The sequence below is a fragment of the uncultured Tateyamaria sp. genome (assembly GCF_947496075.1).
Classification (GTDB): Bacteria; Pseudomonadota; Alphaproteobacteria; order Rhodobacterales; family Rhodobacteraceae; genus Tateyamaria.
The window spans coordinates 623,377-641,419 of record NZ_CANMBJ010000001.1 but is presented as its reverse complement, the minus strand read 5'-3'; the positions used below and the strand labels follow the sequence as shown (position 1 = coordinate 641,419).

General features: G+C 58.0%; 22 protein-coding genes and 1 tRNA gene. 15 read left to right on the top strand and 8 right to left on the bottom strand.

The features are described 5' to 3' along the window. Window positions 1-8 precede the first annotated feature (8 nt). Window positions 9-1,346, bottom strand: a complete 1,338-nt coding sequence (locus Q1A51_RS03265) for a substrate-binding protein (protein ID WP_299209293.1) — start codon at window positions 1,344-1,346, stop codon at window positions 9-11. Between the two features lie 230 nt (window positions 1,347-1,576). On the opposite strand from Q1A51_RS03265, the gene Q1A51_RS03260 reads away from it, so the two are divergent. The 5 genes from Q1A51_RS03260 to Q1A51_RS03240 all read left to right on the top strand — a co-directional run bounded on the left by Q1A51_RS03260 (window position 1,577) and on the right by Q1A51_RS03240 (window position 7,603). Beyond that, on the top strand, window positions 1,577-2,884 hold the full coding sequence (locus tag Q1A51_RS03260; RefSeq protein WP_299603775.1) for a helix-turn-helix transcriptional regulator: 1,308 nt from the start codon (window positions 1,577-1,579) through the stop codon (window positions 2,882-2,884). Between the two features lie 90 nt (window positions 2,885-2,974). After that, a complete protein-coding gene (locus Q1A51_RS03255) occupies window positions 2,975-3,349 on the top strand; it encodes a response regulator (protein ID WP_299209287.1) in 375 nt (124 codons plus the stop codon). Then, a complete protein-coding gene (locus Q1A51_RS03250) occupies window positions 3,346-3,642 on the top strand; it encodes a hypothetical protein (protein ID WP_299603771.1) in 297 nt (98 codons plus the stop codon). Before Q1A51_RS03255 ends, Q1A51_RS03250 begins: the two co-directional genes overlap by 4 nt. Continuing rightward, window positions 3,639-6,320 carry a sensor histidine kinase gene (locus tag Q1A51_RS03245; RefSeq protein WP_299603768.1) on the top strand — a complete coding sequence of 894 codons (2,682 nt, stop codon included), beginning with the start codon at window positions 3,639-3,641 and terminating at the stop codon, window positions 6,318-6,320. The genes Q1A51_RS03250 and Q1A51_RS03245 overlap by 4 nt, the downstream gene beginning before the upstream one ends. Before the next feature lie 89 nt (window positions 6,321-6,409). Then, window positions 6,410-7,603, top strand: a complete 1,194-nt coding sequence (locus Q1A51_RS03240; RefSeq protein WP_299603765.1) for a hypothetical protein — start codon at window positions 6,410-6,412, stop codon at window positions 7,601-7,603. Between the two features lie 5 nt (window positions 7,604-7,608). On the opposite strand, the gene Q1A51_RS03235 is transcribed toward Q1A51_RS03240, so the two are convergent. Genes Q1A51_RS03235 through Q1A51_RS03220 form a run of 4 tightly spaced genes read right to left on the bottom strand, consistent with a single transcriptional unit; the run spans window position 7,609 to window position 9,160 of the window. Beyond that, window positions 7,609-8,043, bottom strand: a complete 435-nt coding sequence (locus Q1A51_RS03235) for a TIGR01244 family sulfur transferase (protein ID WP_299603762.1) — start codon at window positions 8,041-8,043, stop codon at window positions 7,609-7,611. Window positions 8,044-8,052: 9 nt separating this feature from the next. Continuing rightward, entirely contained in the window at window positions 8,053-8,484 is a 432-nt protein-coding gene (locus tag Q1A51_RS03230) for a DUF6691 family protein (protein WP_299603759.1), read from the bottom strand. Further along, a complete protein-coding gene (locus Q1A51_RS03225) occupies window positions 8,484-8,903 on the bottom strand; it encodes a YeeE/YedE thiosulfate transporter family protein (protein ID WP_299603757.1) in 420 nt (139 codons plus the stop codon). The genes Q1A51_RS03230 and Q1A51_RS03225 overlap by 1 nt, the downstream gene beginning before the upstream one ends. Window positions 8,904-8,917: 14 nt before the next feature. Then, window positions 8,918-9,160 carry a hypothetical protein gene (locus Q1A51_RS03220; RefSeq protein WP_299603754.1) on the bottom strand — a complete coding sequence of 81 codons (243 nt, stop codon included), beginning with the start codon at window positions 9,158-9,160 and terminating at the stop codon, window positions 8,918-8,920. Window positions 9,161-9,268: 108 nt separating this feature from the next. Between Q1A51_RS03220 and Q1A51_RS03215 the strand changes: the two genes are divergently transcribed. Beyond that, window positions 9,269-9,532 carry a DUF2312 domain-containing protein gene (locus Q1A51_RS03215; protein ID WP_299603750.1) on the top strand — a complete coding sequence of 88 codons (264 nt, stop codon included), beginning with the start codon at window positions 9,269-9,271 and terminating at the stop codon, window positions 9,530-9,532. Between the two features lie 10 nt (window positions 9,533-9,542). Here the strand turns inward: Q1A51_RS03215 and Q1A51_RS03210 are convergent, their stop codons facing one another. After that, a complete protein-coding gene (locus Q1A51_RS03210) occupies window positions 9,543-10,028 on the bottom strand; it encodes a helix-turn-helix domain-containing protein (protein WP_299603747.1) in 486 nt (161 codons plus the stop codon). Between Q1A51_RS03210 and Q1A51_RS03205 the strand changes: the two genes are divergently transcribed. Further along, entirely contained in the window at window positions 9,929-10,507 is a 579-nt protein-coding gene (locus Q1A51_RS03205) for a GFA family protein (RefSeq protein WP_366869741.1), read from the top strand. The genes Q1A51_RS03210 and Q1A51_RS03205 overlap by 100 nt on opposite strands. Here Q1A51_RS03205 and Q1A51_RS03200 read toward each other — a convergent pair. Beyond that, complete coding sequence (locus Q1A51_RS03200) at window positions 10,504-11,379, bottom strand: hypothetical protein (RefSeq protein WP_299603741.1); 876 nt, start codon at window positions 11,377-11,379, stop codon at window positions 10,504-10,506. The genes Q1A51_RS03205 and Q1A51_RS03200 overlap by 4 nt on opposite strands. Window positions 11,380-11,510: 131 nt before the next feature. Between Q1A51_RS03200 and Q1A51_RS03195 the strand changes: the two genes are divergently transcribed. The 4 genes from Q1A51_RS03195 to Q1A51_RS03185 all read left to right on the top strand — a co-directional run bounded on the left by Q1A51_RS03195 (window position 11,511) and on the right by Q1A51_RS03185 (window position 13,879). Next, window positions 11,511-11,586, top strand: a tRNA-Thr gene (locus Q1A51_RS03195). A 115-nt stretch (window positions 11,587-11,701) separates the two neighbouring features. Next, window positions 11,702-11,929: a DUF2478 domain-containing protein gene (locus Q1A51_RS24315; protein ID WP_366869740.1), complete on the top strand. Its 228-nt coding sequence runs from the start codon at window positions 11,702-11,704 to the stop codon at window positions 11,927-11,929. A 305-nt stretch (window positions 11,930-12,234) separates the two neighbouring features. Next, the gene (locus Q1A51_RS03190) at window positions 12,235-12,756 is read left to right on the top strand and encodes a GNAT family N-acetyltransferase (protein ID WP_299603738.1); all 522 of its coding nucleotides are present in this window, start codon (window positions 12,235-12,237) and stop codon (window positions 12,754-12,756) included. A gap of 517 nt (window positions 12,757-13,273) precedes the next feature. Beyond that, entirely contained in the window at window positions 13,274-13,879 is a 606-nt protein-coding gene (locus Q1A51_RS03185) for a hypothetical protein (RefSeq protein WP_299671137.1), read from the top strand. On the opposite strand, the gene Q1A51_RS03180 is transcribed toward Q1A51_RS03185, so the two are convergent. Further along, window positions 13,865-14,722 carry a LysR substrate-binding domain-containing protein gene (locus Q1A51_RS03180; protein WP_299603732.1) on the bottom strand — a complete coding sequence of 286 codons (858 nt, stop codon included), beginning with the start codon at window positions 14,720-14,722 and terminating at the stop codon, window positions 13,865-13,867. The genes Q1A51_RS03185 and Q1A51_RS03180 overlap by 15 nt on opposite strands. An 85-nt stretch (window positions 14,723-14,807) precedes the next feature. Here Q1A51_RS03180 and Q1A51_RS03175 point away from each other — a divergent pair, with 85 nt between their 5' ends. The 4 genes from Q1A51_RS03175 to tolR all read left to right on the top strand — a co-directional run bounded on the left by Q1A51_RS03175 (window position 14,808) and on the right by tolR (window position 18,043). Further along, window positions 14,808-15,836, top strand: a complete 1,029-nt coding sequence (locus Q1A51_RS03175) for a permease (RefSeq protein ID WP_299603730.1) — start codon at window positions 14,808-14,810, stop codon at window positions 15,834-15,836. Between the two features lie 544 nt (window positions 15,837-16,380). Further along, the gene (locus Q1A51_RS03170; protein ID WP_299208860.1) at window positions 16,381-16,773 is read left to right on the top strand and encodes a YbgC/FadM family acyl-CoA thioesterase; all 393 of its coding nucleotides are present in this window, start codon (window positions 16,381-16,383) and stop codon (window positions 16,771-16,773) included. Window positions 16,774-16,873: 100 nt separating this feature from the next. Next, window positions 16,874-17,569, top strand: a complete 696-nt coding sequence (gene tolQ, locus Q1A51_RS03165) for a protein TolQ (protein ID WP_189368878.1) — start codon at window positions 16,874-16,876, stop codon at window positions 17,567-17,569. Between the two features lie 3 nt (window positions 17,570-17,572). Then, complete coding sequence (tolR, locus tag Q1A51_RS03160) at window positions 17,573-18,043, top strand: protein TolR (RefSeq protein WP_299603726.1); 471 nt, start codon at window positions 17,573-17,575, stop codon at window positions 18,041-18,043.

Here is an 18,043-nt window from a genome sequence, read left to right as displayed (position 1 = left end):
CTTGTGGCTTAGGCGCCGGGGTTGCAGGACCCCAGTTCGCCACCGAAGATCGACGCGTCGTAGGTGACCTGGCTTGTCGGCGTGACTTCCACGATCTCGAGAAGGTCGAACTCGGATGTCGGGTTCTCTTTCCCTTTCACGACCAGCACGTCCTTGAAGCACTGGTGGTCTTCGGCGCGGTACAGCGTCTTGCCGTTGCCCATGCCGTCGAATTCGAAGCCTTCGAGAGCTTCGGCAACAGCACATGGGTTGAACGACCCAGCACGTTCCACAGCGTCTGCATAGAGCAGGGCCTGAACGTAGCAGGTGTGTGCGGCCTGGCTGGGCGGGAAGCCGTATTTGGTGCCGAAGGATTTGACGAATGCTTTGGAGCCTTCGTCCTGCAGCGACCAGTGCCAGTTGGTGGACCCGAAGATCCCCTTCACGTTGGCACCCGCACCCTTCGCCATCAGGCGGGAGTAGAGCGGCACAACGATCTCGAAGTTCTTGTTGTTCACCAGCTTGTCGCGCAGACCGAACTGAACCGCGTTGGTCAGCGAGTTCACCATGTTGCCGCCGTAGTGGTTCAGAACCAGAACGTCCGCACCCGATTGTAGAACCGGCGCGATGTAGGACGAGAAGTCGGTCTGTGTCAGAGGCGTTTTCACGGCTGCGACAGTTTCCCAACCCATGGCTTCGGTCGAGGTGCGCACGGCTTCTTCGGTCGTGTAGCCCCAGTTGTAGTCGGCTGTCAGGTGGTACGCTTTACGATCCGTGCCGTAGTTGTTGGCCAGGATCGGCGCGAGGGCCGCACCGGACATGTAGGAGTTGAAGAAGTGGCGGAAGCCATTGGCCTTCTTGTCCTTGCCGGTGGTGTCGTTGGAGTGGGTCAGACCCGCCATGAAGATCACGCCTGCCTCTTGGCAGAGTGCTTGCACGGCCACAGCCACACCCGAGGACGAACCGCCGGTGATCATCACGGCACCGTCTTTTTCGATCATCGACCGGGCCGATGCACGGGCCGCGTCAGATTTGGTCTGCGTATCGCCGGTGACGTATTCGACCTTCTTGCCCATGATGCCGTTGCCTTGCAGGGCTTTGGACGAGAACGTGTTCATCAGGCCGCCGTCGCCGCCACCGTTCAGGTGCTCGACAGCAAGTTCGTAGGCGCGCAGTTCGTCTGCACCTTCGTCAGCGTAGGGACCGGTTTGCGGCACGTTGAAGCCAAGCGTCACGCTGGACCCTGTGGGTTCGTTCGTGAAAGCAGCGGCCGACTGCGCCGTAAAGATCGTTGGCGCAGCAACGCCGGCGCCTGCGATGGCACCGGTCTTGAGCACGCCACGACGCGTCAGATTCATTTTGGACATGAATATCCTCCCAATTGTTGAAAAGCGCGATCCTGCTCCTCAACCGGATCGCGCATGCACTTTTCGTGCAAAGGTACTATCGCGCATGGTTGGAAAATTGCGCAATAAACCCTTTGTTTTGCAGAATTATTTTGTAAACATTTGCACAATACGACGGTATGCTTTGTAAACTTTGTTATGTCGCAGCGCAGAAACGCGTTGAAATGACTTGCAAACGGGCGGGAATGGTCATGGCGCGAGACGCACTCACAGGAACACGGATACGCGAGCGCAGGACAATGGGAAGGCTCAAGCAGTCTGATTTGGCGCGTCAGATCGGCATCTCGGCGTCTTATCTGAACCTGATTGAACACAATCGTCGCAGAATCGGTGGCAAGCTGTTGCTGGATATTGCGGCGGCTTTGGGTGTTGAACCTACCGTATTAAGCGAGGGCGCCGAGGCTGCCCTGATCGCCTCGCTGCAAGAAGCTGCCCAACGCGCGAACATGTCTGATTCCGAAAGCGGGCGGGCGGAGGAATTCGCTGGTCGTTTTCCCGGCTGGGCCGATGTGCTGGCGGCGGCTCACCGCAAGATTGCAGATCTGGAGCGCACGGTTGAAACCCTGAGTGACCGCCTCGCGCATGACCCGGAGCTGGCGGCGTCGGTCCATGAAGTTCTGTCGACGGCGGCGTCGATCCGGTCAACGGCCTCCATCCTGGCTGAAGATAAGACGATCACGGAGGAGTGGCGCAACAGGTTCCACACCAATATCGACGCCGACAGTCGCCGCCTTGCCGACAGCTCGAAGGCGCTTGTGGGCTTTCTGGATACCGAAACCGGTGAGGCCGCGCCCTCTGGATCGCCCCAAGAAGAGGTGGCGCAGTTTCTGGCGGCGCATGACTACGGCTTTGTATCCCTTGAGGATGGGTCGGGGAGCGTTGACAACCTTGTGTCGGGGGCGCCCGAATTGGTGTCGGTCCAATCCCGTCATCTTGCCCGCACGGTGCTTAACCGTGTGGTTCAGGACAGTGCGCAGGTCGGGATGACCGACTTGCAGGCAGCACTTGCCGAAGATGGGGTGGATGTGATTGCGCTGTCTGATCGCTTTGGCGTTTCTGTCCCGCATATGATGCGCCGCCTTGCTGCTGTCCCGGGGCTTGATGCCGGGCTGGTCGTGTCTGACCGCGCGGGCAGTCTGCTGTTTCGCAAGGATATCGAAGGTTTCACCATCCCGCGCCACGGGGCAGCTTGTCCGTTGTGGCCGCTGTTTCAGGTGATGGGGCAACCGGGGCAAGTGATCCGTGCGCGGGTTCAGATGCCGACGCGCGACGGTGTCGTATTTGATTGCTTTGCCGCAGCCGAACCTGTGGGCCCGATGGTTTTCAACGCCCCGCGGCTTTTGGAAGCTGCAATGCTTATTTTGCCGGTGCCGGATAGTCCCACGGCAGGTGACGTTCCGGTCCAAGATATCGGTCCCGCATGTCGCATCTGTCCGCGCGGTGGTTGTGCAGGACGGCGCGAGCCGTCGATCCTGAGTGATGGGTTCGGAGGTTTTTGACAGCCTGACCAAATACGCACATAGTTGGGCGCGCCGACCAAGAGGTGAAACTGCCGCGGGTTGGTGCGATTTTGGGGAGGAGTCGCAGACATGGGTAAGCATGTTCTGCTCGTTGAAGACGAGACTAACATCATAGAGGCAATCCAGTTCCTGCTCAGCCGTGAGGGTTGGCAGGTTGATACGCATTCGGACGGGGCCACGGCCGTCGACAAGGTGCGCAATATGCGCCCCGATCTGGTCGTGCTGGATTACATGTTGCCGGGCAAGAATGGCATCGACATTCTGACCGAGTTGCGGGCCGATCCTGACTTTGAACGGTTGCCGGTTCTGATGCTGACCGCACGTGGTCAAAGCAGGGATCGGGATTTGGCCGAGCGGGCAGGGGTCAGCCGTTTCATGACCAAGCCGTTTTCCAATACAGAGGTGGTGACGGCTGTTCGCGATCTTGTGCAATTGGCGCAATGACGGACCACAACACAAACACGACACTGTTTCTAGAACGGCGCAGTTATCGCCGTCGCCGGTTGATGGACGCATTGCGCCTTTTGCCGATTGTGGGACTGTTGTTGTGGTTGTTCCCGGTGTTCTGGCCGAATGCAAAAGATGGCCCGGATGCACCCGCATCCGTGTCCATGTCTGGTGCAGTCACATACGTGTTTTTGGTCTGGGGGGTGTTGATCCTGTCGGCCTTGGCGCTGTGGTGGGGTTTGTCCAAAAGAGCCGGTGAGGGGACTGAGCCGCCGGAGCAGGGCCGATGATATCCGTCAACCAGCTGGTTGCCGTCAGTCTGGTCTATGTGGCGTTCCTGTTTGCCATTGCCTTCTTTGCCGAGCGCGCCTCAGTCCGTGGGCGCAGTGGCTGGCTGCGGTCGCCGCTGGTCTATACCTTGTCCCTATCCATCTATTGCACGGCGTGGACTTTCTATGGGGCGGTGGGCTATGCGGCGCGGTCCGGGATGGAGTTTGTCACCATCTATCTGGGTCCAAGTCTTGTGATGATCGGCTGGTGGTGGGTGTTGCGCAAGCTGGTCCGCATCGGACGCGCGCAACGGGCCACTTCGGTGGCTGACCTGATTTCAGCGAGGTACGGTAAATCCAATCTTTTGGCCATCGTTGTGACGCTGATGGCCGTGGTGGGTGTGACGCCCTACATCGCGCTGCAGCTGCAATCGGTGACACTGTCCGTGTCCATTTTTTCCGATCCGGTCCAGACCGATGGCCTGAGCCAATCCACGGCGACGTTCTGGGTGGCATGTGGTCTTGCCATCTTCACCGTCCTGTTCGGGACGCGGAACCTGAATGCCAACGAACGCCATGACGGGGTGGTGATTGCCATTGCGGTCGAGGCGGTGGTGAAGCTGATTGCCCTGCTGGCTGTTGGCATCTTTGTCGTTTGGGGGATCGCAGGCGGTATCGGTCCGATGCTGGAGCGCATCGATTCATCTCCCATCGGAGAGTGGAGCATGGATCGTAGCCGCTGGGTTGCCCTGACGGCTTTGTCCGCAGCAGCCTTTCTGGCGCTGCCCCGCATGTTCCAGGTCATGGTGGTCGAGAACGATGACGAGCGCCATTTGCAGATCGCAAGCTGGGCATTTCCGCTTTATCTTATGCTCATGAGCCTGTTCGTGGTGCCGATTGCCGTGATCGGCCTCGACATCTTGCCGCCGGGCAGCAACCCGGATCTGTTTGTCCTGACAGTTCCATTGGCCGAGGGGCAGGGTGGCCTTGCGACACTGTCCTTCCTTGGTGGGTTTTCGTCGGCCACATCCATGGTGATCGTTGCGACGCTCGCCCTTTCCACAATGGTGTCGAACCATATCGTGATGCCCATCTGGCTGAGTACTCAAGCCGAAGGGGCACAGGTGTCGGGAGATGTGCGGAATGTCGTGATACTGGCGCGGCGCGCCTCGATCCTTCTGATCATTTTCTTCGGATACCTGTATTACCGGTTGTCCGGGGGCGGCGCTGCGCTGGCGGCGATTGGCCTTATCTCCTTTGTCGGGGTGGCGCAGTTTCTGCCCGCCATGCTGGGCGGTATCTTTTGGCGGGGTGCCACGCGGTGGGGGGCGCTTGCAGGTCTGGTGGTGGGTTTTACTGTCTGGGTCTTTTGCTCGCTTCTGCCGAGCTTTGGGCCGGACGCCGTGCTGAGTGCATCTGTCTTTGACAATGGTATCGCCGGAATGGGCTGGCTGAGACCGCAAGCGCTGTTTGGAGTTGAAGGGATCGACCCAACCGTGCATGCGATCGTGTGGTCCATAACCCTGAACATGGTTGCCTTCCTTGGCGTGTCGATTGTCACCTTTCCACAGCCTCTTGAACGCTTGCAGGGTGCTCAATTCGTAAACGTCTTCGATCATTCCGCACAGGCGCGCGGCTGGGACGCTGCCCCTGCGACGTCCGAGGACCTCATGGTCATGGCGCAGCGTATCCTTGGACCGGATGATGCATTGGCGTTGTTTCGGGCGGAAGCGCAGCGGCAAGGGGTGACCGGCCATTTGCCTGAACCGACACAAGGGTTCCTTCAGGCGCTTGAACGGGAACTTGCAGGGTCCGTGGGATCGGCAACGGCTCATGCGATGATCAGCCAGTTGGTTGGCGGAGCTTCGGTATCGGTCGAAGATCTTATGGCTGTGGCAGACGAGTCTGCGCAGATCCTTGAATACTCCAACCGGCTTGAGGCGAAATCGGCGGAACTGAGTCGCACCGCACGCAAGTTGCGGGAAGCCAACGAAAAGCTGACGGCGCTGTCGGTGCAGAAGGATGCGTTTCTGGGGCAAATCAGTCACGAGTTGCGGACGCCGATGACATCGATCCGGTCTTTCTCAGAGATTTTGCGCGACACCGATGAATTGGAGCAGTCGGAAAAGACCAAATACGCGTCGATTATTCATGGGGAAACGATCCGGTTGACGCGCCTGCTGGATGACCTTCTTGATCTGAGCGTGCTTGAAAACGGGCAGGTGAGCCTGAACCTGGATACCGGCAACCTGAACGATGTGATCGGGCAGGCAGTGCTGTCTGCCGGGGGGGACCGGAGCACGCGACTGACGGTCAGGCATGAGCAAGCGGGGGTCGATCGGCCGCTGACAACCGACCTTGACCGGTTGCGGCAGGTGTTCATCAACCTGATCACCAACGCCCAGAAGTATTGCGATGCGCCAGAACCCGAGTTGCGCATCGATGTGATGGACCGCGGCGACGGGTTGCAGGTTGTTTTTCACGACAACGGCACGCCTATACCCTCTGAAGCGCGGTCGCTGATCTTTGAAAAATTCTCTCGGATCAATGACAAGGATGGATCAGGTGCTGGTCTGGGCCTTGCCATATGTCGCGAGATCATGGCGCGTCTTGGTGGCGATATCACCCACGAGCCGCGCGCTGACGGCAATGCGTTTGTTGTGCACTTGCCTGTCCGGGCTGCGCTGGCAGCGCAATAGTGCCAAAAGCTTTGTCTTCATAAAGCGGTTGGTAACCTATCTTCCTTAGACCCGACGTGCATGTTCAGGCCGTAGAAACGGCGGAGTTTATGAGCGAAACCGCAAAAAACAGTATCTTGGGACGGATGGCGACCGCGGGCCGGGAAGAGCGTCAGGCGCGTGTTATGACGCTGGCAAAAGCCTTGCGTCTTACATTGGCCAGGGTGGCCGATGCGCTCATGGAACTGCCCATTGCTGTCATCGGTGCCGTGGTCGACAAGGTTGACGGCGAAGCAGTTGAGGCACAACTGAACGACGACGCCTTGCTGATGCTGCTTGATGGACCGGATGGTCGTGCCGGAGCAGCCGTGTTCGACCCCATTGTAGTGGGTGGCCTGATCCAACAGCAAACCATGGGTGTTGTGCTTGCCGATGGCGGCGTGGCACGGGCGATGACCCGCACGGATGCTGCCATTTGCGCGCCGTTGATCGACATGTTGCTCGAGAAAACGTGCCCGGTACTGGAGGACCCAGAGGATGCCGCGCTGCTTGATGGCTTTCGATTTGGGGCAAAAGCAGAAGACGCGCGCACGCTTGCAATGGCGCTGGATGCTCAGGATTACACTTTGATACGCCTGACGGTCGATATCGCGCGTGGCGCCCGGCAGGGTGAAATCACATTGGTTCTTCCACCGTCAGATACGCGCGATGCCGACCTGGATGAAGGTGAGACAGAGGACGAAAGCGGTGATGCACCCACTATGACCGATACGGTCATGGGCCTGAACACTGATCTGAACATGATTGTCTGCAGCCTGCATCTGCCGTTGAACGCTTTGCAAGCATTGGCCGTTGGGGACGAGTTGCCACTGACGCCTGCCGCGTTTCCAAACGTTCAAATCACGACCAATACAGGCCGCGTGGTCGGCCGCGGCGTTGTCGGTCATGTGGACGGGGTGCGCGCTGTCAAACCTCAACGCGCGCCGTCCCACGCAACGCAACCACTGCGCCGCGAGTCGGACGAGCCCCTTGTCGAGATGCCCCAGGTTGAGGAAATCTCTGGCCCAGCACGGCGGGAAGAAGATGCGCCCAATGTGCCAACGACAGGGGTGGATGCAAGCCTGCCCGCATTGCCACCTGCTGATGCATCGGACGGCATAGCGGTTGATACGGGCCCGCTTGAGGATGCGAAGGCCGGAGATGCAAATCTGCCGGCTCTTGACGATTTGCCTGATCTTGATGCGCTGCCCGATCTCTCAGACCTTCCAGACCTGTCCGAATTGCCTGATTTGGCGGCTGTTTAGTCTGGTCACCCACCCGATTGCGAAGCAATCGCGTCCAGGGTCGGACGCAAGGCATCCAGATCGTAGCCACCCTCGCGCGCGGTGCACAGGATGTCATCGGTTGGCATGCGCCCGGCTTGGCCCAAACACCATACCACCGTCGACCGCGTGCCGGATGCGCAATATGCCAGAACCGGAGTTTCCGTTTCCTCGGCCAGCGCCATGTGCTTGGCAACAATGTCAGGCGTCATTGTCTGATGCGTCAGTGGCAACCGGTGAAAGGTCAGCCCTGCCGCGAGAGTCGCAGTTTCGATTGCGTCCGCCTGAAAGGCCGGTGGGATTTCGCCATCAGGGCGATTGCAGATTACAGTCTTGATCCCGGCCGCCGCAATATCGGGCAGATCGGCTGGATCCAGTTGTGGTGCCACAAAATAGGTCGGTGTGATCTGTCGAATATCCATGCCACCGATTTATGTCGTGGGCATCAGTCTGTCCAGACCAAGTCGCAGTGGTGGAACCGCCCACATGCCAGCCAGCATGGCAACGAGGAACAGCACACCCTGCCAACCGCCATAGGTGATGGATGCGAGTGCCGGGCCCGGACAGAGACCGACCAGCCCCCACCCGATACCAAACAGGATGGATCCCGCGATCAGGGGGCGGGTGATTTCGGAACGCGGCGGGGCAGGGTAGCTGCCGCCCGTCAGCGGTGTGCGGCCACGGGTCAACCGCCAGGCAAAAACCATGGGCAGCATGGCGCCTCCCATGACAAAAGCCAGTGTTGGGTCCCAGGCACCGGCGAAATCAAGAAAGCCGCGTACTTTGGCAGTATTGGTCATACCCGATATATGCAGGCCCGCGCCGAACAGAGCGCCACTCAGCAGGGCGATGAAACCCCGCATCACAGGCCCAACCCCACGCGCGCGAGTGTGACGGTTGCAGCGCCTGCGCCAATATAGGCGAGCGTTGCCACGAACCCGCGCACCGAAAGGCGTGACATCCCACACACGCCGTGCCCGGACGTGCATCCGTTGGCAAAGCGTGTTCCAATCCCGACACACAATCCGCCTATGATCAAAAGCCATGGCAGGGACGTGGCATGTGTGTCTGCCGCCCAGCCGCCAAGTGTCATCAACGCGGGCATCCCGATCAAACCGATCAGGAAGGCAAATGTGGTTGAACGATCTTGACCTGTTCCGTCAATCAACCCGCCAACGATCCCGCTGGCTCCCATGATGCGACCAGTCCCCAGAAGCAGAACCGCCGCCGCTGTCCCGATCATTACGCCGCCGACGAGGCCCCAAATCCAGTCAATAGACATAGGTTTCTCCTTGATCAGCTGAGGAAGATGCCAACGATGACAAGCATCAAGCCAATGACCGACACGAACAGTGCTCCCAAATTCAGTGGCAGCACCCGTGCCATGACCGCGCGCATGTCAGCATCGTTCAGGCCTGCAGCACGCGCCCGCCATACTTTGATGATGCACCAGACAAGGCCGATCAGGCCGATGACCGACAATGCGGCCCCGCCCCAGATCAAGCCATCCAACAGGGTGAAAGCTGTCTCTTGTTCCATGCCTTCCGGCTATCCGAGCATTGCCGTCATGGCAAGGTGCCAACGCCCCTTGCAGCACCGCGCGCGCCCCGCTATCCAGCGGGCTGATCTGATCCTAAGGAGCGCGCAATGACCGAGACTGCCACCAATGCCGAAAGCTACCGTGTCACGGCGGATGAGTTGCGTCAGTTCGTCGAACGGTTTGAACGGCTTGAGATGGAGAAGAAGGACATCGCCGACCAGCAAAAAGAGGTGATGGCCGAGGCCAAGGCGCGCGGGTACGACACCAGGGTGATGCGCAAGGTGATTGCACTGCGCAAGCGAGACAGCGATGACATCGCCGAAGAGGAAGCCGTTCTGGAGATGTATAAGGAAGCGCTTGGTATGAGCTGAGCGGTTAGCCTCAGCTCTTGCCTTCGTTGTCTTGACGCGCTGGCGCAAAGTGTAGCCAGCGCAGTGGCAACGCGCCGCCCTTAGGCACAATCCCGATTTTTACGGGGTTCCCTGAGCGTTTATCTGTCAATTCAAGCGCGGATTCGCCATTCTTGATATGCTTGTCACCCCATTGCATTAGCGCGAGGATCACGGGCGCAAGTTCGCGGCCTTTTTGGGTCAGCACATAGGCATGGCGTGTACGCGACGACCCATCGCGATACGCTTTTTTCTTGGCCAGCCCGTTTTCAACGATCTGAGCCAGTCGCCCGGACAATACGGATTTCGGTATTCCGATGTCCGCCTGAATGTCCGCAAAACGGCTTACCCCGTACAACATTTCCCGCAATATCAACCATGTCCAGCGATCTGGGACTTGTTCGATGGCAAGGGCCGCACCGCATTCTGACATCGGCACAGGGCTTTCACGCACAGGTGAATCTTCTGGGTTTGACATTTGAACTCTGCTCTGCCAGTGTTTTATTGTTGCAGTCAGGATATACCGAAATGACGTCGCAAGCCACTGAAAACGCAGTGAACGCAGGTGGTTGCTATTGCGGAGCGGTCAGGTACGTCGTCTCGCAGCCGCCGTTGGTCAAGGGGCAATGTCATTGCCAACCATGCCAGCGAATGTCAGGCGGTGCGCCCCAATACTTCATCCTCGTACCGCCAAATGGGTTTGCGTGGACAGCGGGAAAGCCAGCACATTTCACACACCCAGATTTGAAAAACGCGGTCACAAGATACTTTTGCAAGACATGCGGAACGCAGCTTGTGACCACGCGGCAGGACACATCAGGATACATCGTCAAGATCGGCACCCTGGATAACCCAGGCGGATTTGTCCCGCGTGTTGCGATTTGCCACGCGGATGCCTTGGGTTTTCACACAGTGCCTGAGGGGGTTCAGGTGTTCGACGGACTGCCCGGCGTCTAGGGCGCAATAACGGTGACACCGGGAATACGGGCCACGCGTTCCATGTCTTCTTCGTAGATTTCGGTCATTGTCTCGACCGTCTCATCGGTCCAGCCGGGTGCATTAAGCTCTTCTTCGATCTGATCTTCGATCGCGAACTTATCAAGGAAGGCAGCAATCACCCGGCGCTTTTGCATTTCTGTCATCGTGGGGTGCGATTTCAGATAGGCACGAAACCGTTGCATCCCTTCTTTTGACATGATGTCCGCGAGCAGATCGAAACCACCGATGATCTTTTCGCCATGTTCCAGACCAGCAAGCTCTCGGACGATCTGCGCCCACAGCATCGGCATGTCCTCAAAGCACCAGGTGGTAATGGTCACGTCAGGCGCGGCTGTTCGTATGGCCGACAGGGTATCGGACCAGCGAATGCTGTAGGGATCGACGCCCCGTAGAAACGCATTCATGTCCTTTTGTGGCGCATTGTCGAAGAGGGCCGGTAAGAACGTGGCAGGGTTTCGGATGGCAAGAAAAAGCTCAACCTCGTCATGGGCGAACAGGGCAGACAGCTGGGCCATCCGTTCCGGCGCCGATCGATAGATTGTGCCATCGCGCACGCAACCCCGAGGAGCCCCAAATAGGAACATGTGACTCAGGATCATGCGATCCGCGTTTTCTTCATCGAGGATCAGGTCCATCAGGACATCGCGTGCATCCGCGGCAGGTGGGGCGTCTTGCAGTGCCGCAACCGTGTCTTTCAGAAGTGCCCGGTACTTGCCTGGACCGGGCACGGCGACGCCGCGTTTTGAAAAATCTTCCTTGTTCCGCAATAGGCAGCGCATAAGCCTATCTTCTTCGGTGAAATGCGCGCCAGCGTGAAGGACAATTTGCATGTAGTTCGACCTGATGGGCGTGAGTTACAGTGGCTCAGATATACCTGTTTTGCGTCCGGATAAAACCTCTGACGCGGAACGAAAAACAAGCTTGCCACCGCGCGACTCTCAGAGTACATGCTGCGCCCACGGCCCCTATAGCTCAGCTGGTAGAGCAACTGATTTGTAATCAGTAGGTCCGCGGTTCGAGTCCGTGTGGGGGCACCATTTAACTTAGTTTACAGTTACTTTTGGCGATTTAGACGTCAAGCCCGCCCAGCCGGAATTACGCCCTCATAAGCTGGGCTAGGATACGGTTTCCACGTGGTAGCTCGGAACGACAGTGCGGCTGATTCCCAACTCTGGACCTTTGGCATATGGGCGGGGGTTTCGTCCGGTTGCCGCAGACGCAGTTGATCTTGACCTGCCAGTATCGGTTGGCCTCAATGAATTGAACACGAATGCATGCCTTGAATTTAGTGGAGGCATGGCAGAACAAGTTCAACCCGAGCACCGCGTTCTGTTAAATTGGCTGCGCGGCAACATATCTGAAACGTCAGAGGTGGCGTAAGAACCCGTCGAGCCGGACGTTAGGGCTACAAAACTGCACGGCTGAACGCTTCGCCAGAAATCCCACGCTTGCTCCTTCAAATAGCATTCGTGTGCTATTTGGGCGGTGATGATAATGGGACGGCCCGTGGTCTGCGGGCAACGCATCTCCGAAAAGCGAACACCCGTGCGAGTTGCAGCACATGGGGCTTTGGGCTCTTGCTGAAGAATACTGCGGTATGTTTGAATGGCTACTTTCAGTTATGCGCGACCGTTCGGTATGCTGAACCTGGCTGAAACCCAAGCCTGCGAACGGAAAGGCGGCGCATGCAAAGCCTCTCGACTGCACCCATGCTGACGACGCAAAGGTTGGTTTTGCGTGGACCCGAACGGGATGATTTACCGGATTTCACCCGTTTCATGACCAGTGCCCTGTCGATGGAAGCGCAGGGCGAGACGATCACAGCGGAACAGGCCTGGTTCGGGTTTCTATCTGGCATTGGTCATTGGCATTGGCACGGTTTCGGCTTTTTTACGGTTGTAGAACAGCAGACGGAGCGTCCCGTCGGCCGCGTGGGCCTGATCAAGCATTTGGGATGGCCGGACATAGAGCTGGCATGGCATTTGTTCGAAGGCGCGGAGGGAAAAGGCTTTGCCACGGAAGCTGCTTGGGCCGTCAAGAAATGGGCTCGTGAGGATCTGGGGTTAGATCGGCTATACAGCTACATAGACACGCAAAATACGCGTTCACAGGCTGTGGCGAAGAGGCTCGGCGCCGTCACGGACGGAACGCGGGCTCCGCATGAACCGGAGGCGGAGGTGTGGGTTCACTCAATGGACAGCCATTGAGCCAAGCGGGCGAGAACCGTGGCCCGAGCCCGAGACCTTGCAAAGCCGCGCTCTTGGATATCTGCGAAGATGAGGTCGATTAGGCTGTCGCCGCTATGGATAGTTTCTTCCACGAGCACGGCGGAACAACCGCACACGCGACGCAATGGCAGACGCAACTTTCAACTTAGGTCGTTCGCACGCATCTGGCGAAAGACCGAATTGTCCGCTCTCCCGACGTTAAGACCCGTTTGCTGCAGTTAGTTGTGCTACGCTGCTGCAGGTCTGGTTTGCGTCCAATTGATACCCAAGCCGCGTTGTCCCGAGCCCGAGGATCTATGATGGAATGATGAGTCCTTCTGTAACCTGCCTGCTTGGCAAATCGCCCAAACCAGGCACAATTTTCGATCTGGTCCACGATAGCCTGATCGCGAGGAAGGTGGCGGTGCAGGTGCTTTTGCCACATAATTCTCGCACTCTTGGCACCGAGCGATGGCCCGAAAATACCTTGGTTGTTCATCGGGGCCTGAACAAAGAAATGCTTGACCAACTCGCGCAGAAGGAGGCGGACGGATGGCGTTTCTGCAACAGCCCGACATCAAGTGTTCTGGCAGGAGATCGCAACACGTTGATGTGCCGTTTGCGAAACGCGGGTCTGCCCGTTCCGAAATGGCAGCGACTGCCGGACTGGGCGGATGTCATTCGAATAGGGACTGAGCGATCCGTGGTCGTCAAAGCGGCAGATGGCACAGTCGGCCGGGGGACACAGGTTGTGATTGCCATACGAAACACCTTGCCAAAGGCAGCCCCATTTTCTGGACCGTATCTTGTAGAAGAATACATTGAAAACGACGGTCTGGATCGAAAGTTGTATGTGGCCGGATCGCGCTGTTTCGGTCTTATCAAACCTTGGCCTCGGAACCCGGACGTGCCTGCACAGTCGTTCGATGCATTGCCAGAATTGGTCGGTCTGGCAATGGCCGTGGGAGTAGAAACAGGACTGGAAATATTCGGAGTTGACGTGCTTCTGGGAGCACAAGGGCCAAAGATCGTGGACGTCAATGTGTTCCCCGGCTTTAGGGGAATTGATGAAGCCCATTCAGCCGTTGTTCATCACCTTCTGGAACGTTTAGAGCTTGGATGAAAATGCGGCGCGAATAGCTGTTTTCATTGCGCTCAGCGGTTCCACGTCAGCGAGCTCATTTCCGACCATCACAAGTTTCGAAGTGGGCGTGCTTCTGAGGCCAAGCTCATTTCCGACTATCGACAAGCCCGAATGTAGCGATGACCGGCCCAGCAGGCCGACTGCGATCCCGGCTTCAACGGCTGAAATCACGCCAGACACGCTTTGGCTAGAGTAGACAATACGGTATGGCTTCCCAAGAGTTTTCAGGGACGCGATTGCAACGTCGCGCCACCAGCAGGCATGATCGAATAGGGCTACTGGCAGGGTTTTATCGGCTATGAAACTGCGATGTGCGGACGACGCCCAGCAGGTTGGGTCTTCAAACAGCACCTCTTCATGCTTTTTCGGCTGTTCCACCTCATAAATCGCAAGGTCCAGCGCGCCCTTGTCCAGCGCCTCAGGGAAATCTGTGCTCAATGCACAGGTCACGTCCAGTTCGACCTTCGGATGGTTGTGCGCAAATGCTGCAATGATCTGCGCCAGCTTGGATCGTCCGTGATCGTCGGGAATACCCAGGCGTAGTTTGCCTGCCACCGCATCTTGGGAGATGTCCCGTAGTACTGCGTCGAGGCGGGCAGTCACCTCTCTTGCAACTGGCAACAAGCGACGACCTGTGTCGCTCAGGACAACGCCGCGCCCGTGGCGCTCAAAAACGGATTGGCCCAGGATGGTTTCGAGACGTTTGACCTGAAGACTGGTCGCAGATTGGGAACGGTAGATGCGCGCTGCGCCTTCCGTGACACTTCCAGCTTCAGCCACGGCGACAAAGGTGCGCAGTAGGTCGCTATCCAGATCATCCATCTGTTTTTCCAATGTCAGATATTAAAACTATTCGTTTCACACATGCCTTTCCCGCCACTAACTTTCAAGGACAAAGGAGTGTGCGATGACCGATCAGACAATTGCCCGCCGACAAACAAACAAAAGATATCTGGTTTGGGGGATGTGCCTCTCTCTGTCAGTTGTCATCGCTTTTGTTTGGCCGCAACACACCATGAACGCGGCCAAGTTCGTGGTGTGGGGGTTGGTTGTTGTCGCCCCCATTGTCATTCCGGGCATTCTTCTGGCGGCTTGGATCATCGCCAGCGGCGCGGACACGTATATTGCCAGTGCGTTTGAGGGCAGGACTTTGCGAACGGTGGTGGCCGCATCATTGATCGGGGCCATCACGCCGGTCTGCGGTGTTACCGTACTGCCCTTGATGGCTGGGTTGTTGGCGGCTGGCGTGCCTCTTGCCCCGATCATGGCGTTCTGGTTGTCATCCCCGATCACGGATCCTGCAATGCTCGCAACGACTGCTGCAACGCTTGGCATAGGTTTTGCTGTCGGCAAGACGATCGCAGCAATTGGGTTGGGTTTGTTCGGTGGCGCAGCGACCGTCCTATTTGCCAAGGCACCTTGGGCACGAGACGCGCTTCGCGACAACGGCTTTGCACGCCAACTGAGCGCTGCACGCTGTGGCGGAGATAAGACATTTGATCCATGGGTCTGGCAAACAAAGGTGCGGCGGCAATCCTTCGGCAAACAGTTCCGGGCAACTGGGCGGCTCATCCTGATTTGCCTGATCCCTGCCTTCGCCGCTGAATATGCCCTGAACGCCGCACTGACCCCAGGGGCGCTTGCAGCGTATGTTGGCAAGGATCAGTGGTGGGCTATCCCCGCTGCGGTATTTGTTGGCGCACCCGCGTACATCGACGGATATGCCGCGCTGCCCTTGACGCGTGGATTGATTGACAATGGCATGTCCGAGGGCGCTGCCATGGCGTTTTTGATCTCGGGTGGTGTGGTCAGTATTTGGGGTGCCATGGCCATTGCCCCGGTCCTCAAACTGAAACCATTTCTACTTTATCTGTTTCTTGCAGTTCTAGGATCGCTTGCTGCAGGGTACGTTTTCGGATGGGCAGTTCACAGCTAGCGAATGCCCGCTTAAATGAGGTCGTCTCCAAGTGCATCTTTCAGCGCAAAACCGTCTTCATAGGTTTTTGCGGTTTCCCCAGCGAAGAGATCCGGTAGTGACACAATATGCCCGTCTTCCTCGTAAGAAGATGCGATGTCGCGCTCTGCTTGCTTAAGCCCAGGGATGGAATGAAAGAGAACCACTATGCCAAGACTGCGCCCTAAATACTCTCTCCGGGTCTGGTGGGTGGTGGCCCAATGCACTTTGCGGCCGTTTCCTCAACTCGACAGAAGGTGAATACATCGCTCCCTACTTCATTGGGGTTTTCCTGGCTTCTTGGAGACCCATGCGGGCTCAGACTTTCGAAATGCGGACATTGATCTATGGTGGCTTGGTCCAGCAGGGCGGGCAACCTGCAGCGCGTGCTGATGTCCGCTTCGAGATAAAGCGACAACACGTCTTCGGTTGCCGCCCAAGCAACTGCCCCATCCTTGGTCCCGGGTGGGCTTGCGCGCCTTTCGTCGGTCGGTATCTATGGCGTTACCCAATTTGAGCAGGCCCTATGACCCCGCACCGCTTTCCCATAATTGTCTACTACGAGGACACCGACTTGGCCGGTGTCGTCTATTATGCGAACTACCTGCGCTACATTGAGCGCGCCCGATCAACCATTGTCGAGGAGATGGGGCTGGACCAGAATGAGATGCGGGAAAGAGGCATAGTCTTTGTCATCACGCGTGTTGAGGCCGACTACATCAGCCCCGCTCGCATGGCGGATCGGCTGGAGGTGGTCACCACGCATCAGGCTGTGAGCCCCGCACGATGGACATTTGACCAGGAAGTGCAGCGGGACGGGCAGGTGCTTTTTCGGGCGCATGTCATTGCCGTGACCATGACGACAGCCGGAAAACCCGTCCGTTTGCCCGCGGAAATCCGCGCAATGCAGGCGAAATAAACGCGTTCTGACGCCGAAGTGATAGCTTTCCCCTTGGGTCTGCCCTATAAATCTGCCCAAGAAAGAGCCGAATAGCGGCCAAACAAAAAGAGCAGGCAGTATGGAAGCAGAAACGCTCGCCCTGGCGCACGAGGTTGATTTCTCGATGTGGGGGCTTTTCTTGCGCGCGACCTTTACGGTGAAATTGGTGATGATCGTGCTGATCGTTGCATCGTTCTGGGCGTGGGGCATCATCATTCAGAAATTGCTGGTTTACCGTCGTGCACGGGCCGAAGCGGATCGATTTGATCGCGCGTTCTGGTCAGGTGAGCCGTTGGATGGCTTGTTCGAGAAGATTGGGCCGGAGCCGGATGGGGCCTCAGAGAAGGTCTTCGCCTCGGGCATGATCGAATGGCAGCGGTCCCATCGTGAGGATGGCGGGCTGATTGCAGGGGCCACCAGCCGGATTGACCGCAGCATGGACGTTGCGATTGCGAAAGAGGCGGAGAGTTTGCAGGGCGGGTTGACCGTTCTGGCGACCGTGGGGTCGTCCGCCCCGTTCATCGGTCTCTTCGGCACTGTGATCGGCATCATGAACGCGTTTATCGAGATTGCAGAGCAGCAGAACACCAACCTTGCGGTCGTGGCCCCGGGTATTGCCGAGGCGCTTCTGGCGACCGGTCTGGGTCTGCTGGCCGCTATTCCGGCGGTGATTTTCTACAACAAGCTGAGCGCGGACAGTGACCGGATCGTGGCGGGATACGAGGCATTCTCGGACGAGTTTGCCACCATCCTGAGCCGCCAGTTGGACGGCTAAGCCATGGGAGCAGGTGTCATTCAAAAGGATGGCGGCGGGTCCCGGCGGCGCAAGCACAGCCGGGCGCGTCCGATGTCCGAGATCAACGTCACGCCTTTTGTGGACGTGATGTTGGTGCTTTTGATCATCTTCATGGTGGCTGCGCCCTTGTTGACCGTGGGTGTGCCGGTGAACCTGCCCGAGACGGCAGCCAATGCGTTGCCCAGCGATCAGGAAGAGCCGCTGACCATCACGGTGACTTCAACGGGCGAGGTGCAAATCCAGACCACCGCAGTTGAGCGTGCCGATCTGGTCGGTCGTCTGAGGGCCATCGCGGCCGAGCGCGACAGCGACCGGGTGTTCCTACGCGCTGACGGTGCCGTGCCGTATGAGCAGGTGATGCAGGTTATGGGAGCCCTCAATGCGGGCGGTTTTTCCAACATCGGCCTTGTGACGGATATTGGCGGCCCGACGCTGGATGGCGAGGGGGAGTAA

What these genes read in the sequence shown, in the direction of transcription:
- Q1A51_RS03180 (WP_299603732.1), bottom strand. Translation starts at nt 14,722, where the DNA reads ATGGATGATCTGGATAGCGACCTACTGCGCACCTTTGTCGCCGTGGCT.
- Q1A51_RS03170 (WP_299208860.1), top strand. Translation starts at nt 16,381, where the DNA reads ATGACCCCGCACCGCTTTCCCATAATTGTCTACTACGAGGACACCGAC.
- Q1A51_RS03250 (WP_299603771.1), top strand. Translation starts at nt 3,346, where the DNA reads ATGACGGACCACAACACAAACACGACACTGTTTCTAGAACGGCGCAGT.
- Q1A51_RS03240 (WP_299603765.1), top strand. Translation starts at nt 6,410, where the DNA reads ATGAGCGAAACCGCAAAAAACAGTATCTTGGGACGGATGGCGACCGCG.
- Q1A51_RS03175 (WP_299603730.1), top strand. Translation starts at nt 14,808, where the DNA reads ATGACCGATCAGACAATTGCCCGCCGACAAACAAACAAAAGATATCTG.
- Q1A51_RS03190 (WP_299603738.1), top strand. Translation starts at nt 12,235, where the DNA reads ATGCAAAGCCTCTCGACTGCACCCATGCTGACGACGCAAAGGTTGGTT.
- Q1A51_RS03220 (WP_299603754.1), bottom strand. Translation starts at nt 9,160, where the DNA reads ATGGAACAAGAGACAGCTTTCACCCTGTTGGATGGCTTGATCTGGGGC.
- Q1A51_RS03225 (WP_299603757.1), bottom strand. Translation starts at nt 8,903, where the DNA reads ATGTCTATTGACTGGATTTGGGGCCTCGTCGGCGGCGTAATGATCGGG.
- Q1A51_RS03235 (WP_299603762.1), bottom strand. Translation starts at nt 8,043, where the DNA reads ATGGATATTCGACAGATCACACCGACCTATTTTGTGGCACCACAACTG.
- Q1A51_RS03265 (WP_299209293.1), bottom strand. Translation starts at nt 1,346, where the DNA reads ATGTCCAAAATGAATCTGACGCGTCGTGGCGTGCTCAAGACCGGTGCC.
- Q1A51_RS03210 (WP_299603747.1), bottom strand. Translation starts at nt 10,028, where the DNA reads ATGTCAAACCCAGAAGATTCACCTGTGCGTGAAAGCCCTGTGCCGATG.
- Q1A51_RS03255 (WP_299209287.1), top strand. Translation starts at nt 2,975, where the DNA reads ATGGGTAAGCATGTTCTGCTCGTTGAAGACGAGACTAACATCATAGAG.
- Q1A51_RS03260 (WP_299603775.1), top strand. Translation starts at nt 1,577, where the DNA reads ATGGCGCGAGACGCACTCACAGGAACACGGATACGCGAGCGCAGGACA.
- Q1A51_RS03200 (WP_299603741.1), bottom strand. Translation starts at nt 11,379, where the DNA reads ATGCAAATTGTCCTTCACGCTGGCGCGCATTTCACCGAAGAAGATAGG.
- Q1A51_RS03245 (WP_299603768.1), top strand. Translation starts at nt 3,639, where the DNA reads ATGATATCCGTCAACCAGCTGGTTGCCGTCAGTCTGGTCTATGTGGCG.
- Q1A51_RS03230 (WP_299603759.1), bottom strand. Translation starts at nt 8,484, where the DNA reads ATGCGGGGTTTCATCGCCCTGCTGAGTGGCGCTCTGTTCGGCGCGGGC.
- tolQ (WP_189368878.1), top strand. Translation starts at nt 16,874, where the DNA reads ATGGAAGCAGAAACGCTCGCCCTGGCGCACGAGGTTGATTTCTCGATG.
- Q1A51_RS03205 (WP_366869741.1), top strand. Translation starts at nt 9,929, where the DNA reads ATGTCCAGCGATCTGGGACTTGTTCGATGGCAAGGGCCGCACCGCATT.
- Q1A51_RS03215 (WP_299603750.1), top strand. Translation starts at nt 9,269, where the DNA reads ATGACCGAGACTGCCACCAATGCCGAAAGCTACCGTGTCACGGCGGAT.
- tolR (WP_299603726.1), top strand. Translation starts at nt 17,573, where the DNA reads ATGGGAGCAGGTGTCATTCAAAAGGATGGCGGCGGGTCCCGGCGGCGC.
- Q1A51_RS03185 (WP_299671137.1), top strand. Translation starts at nt 13,274, where the DNA reads ATGCTTGACCAACTCGCGCAGAAGGAGGCGGACGGATGGCGTTTCTGC.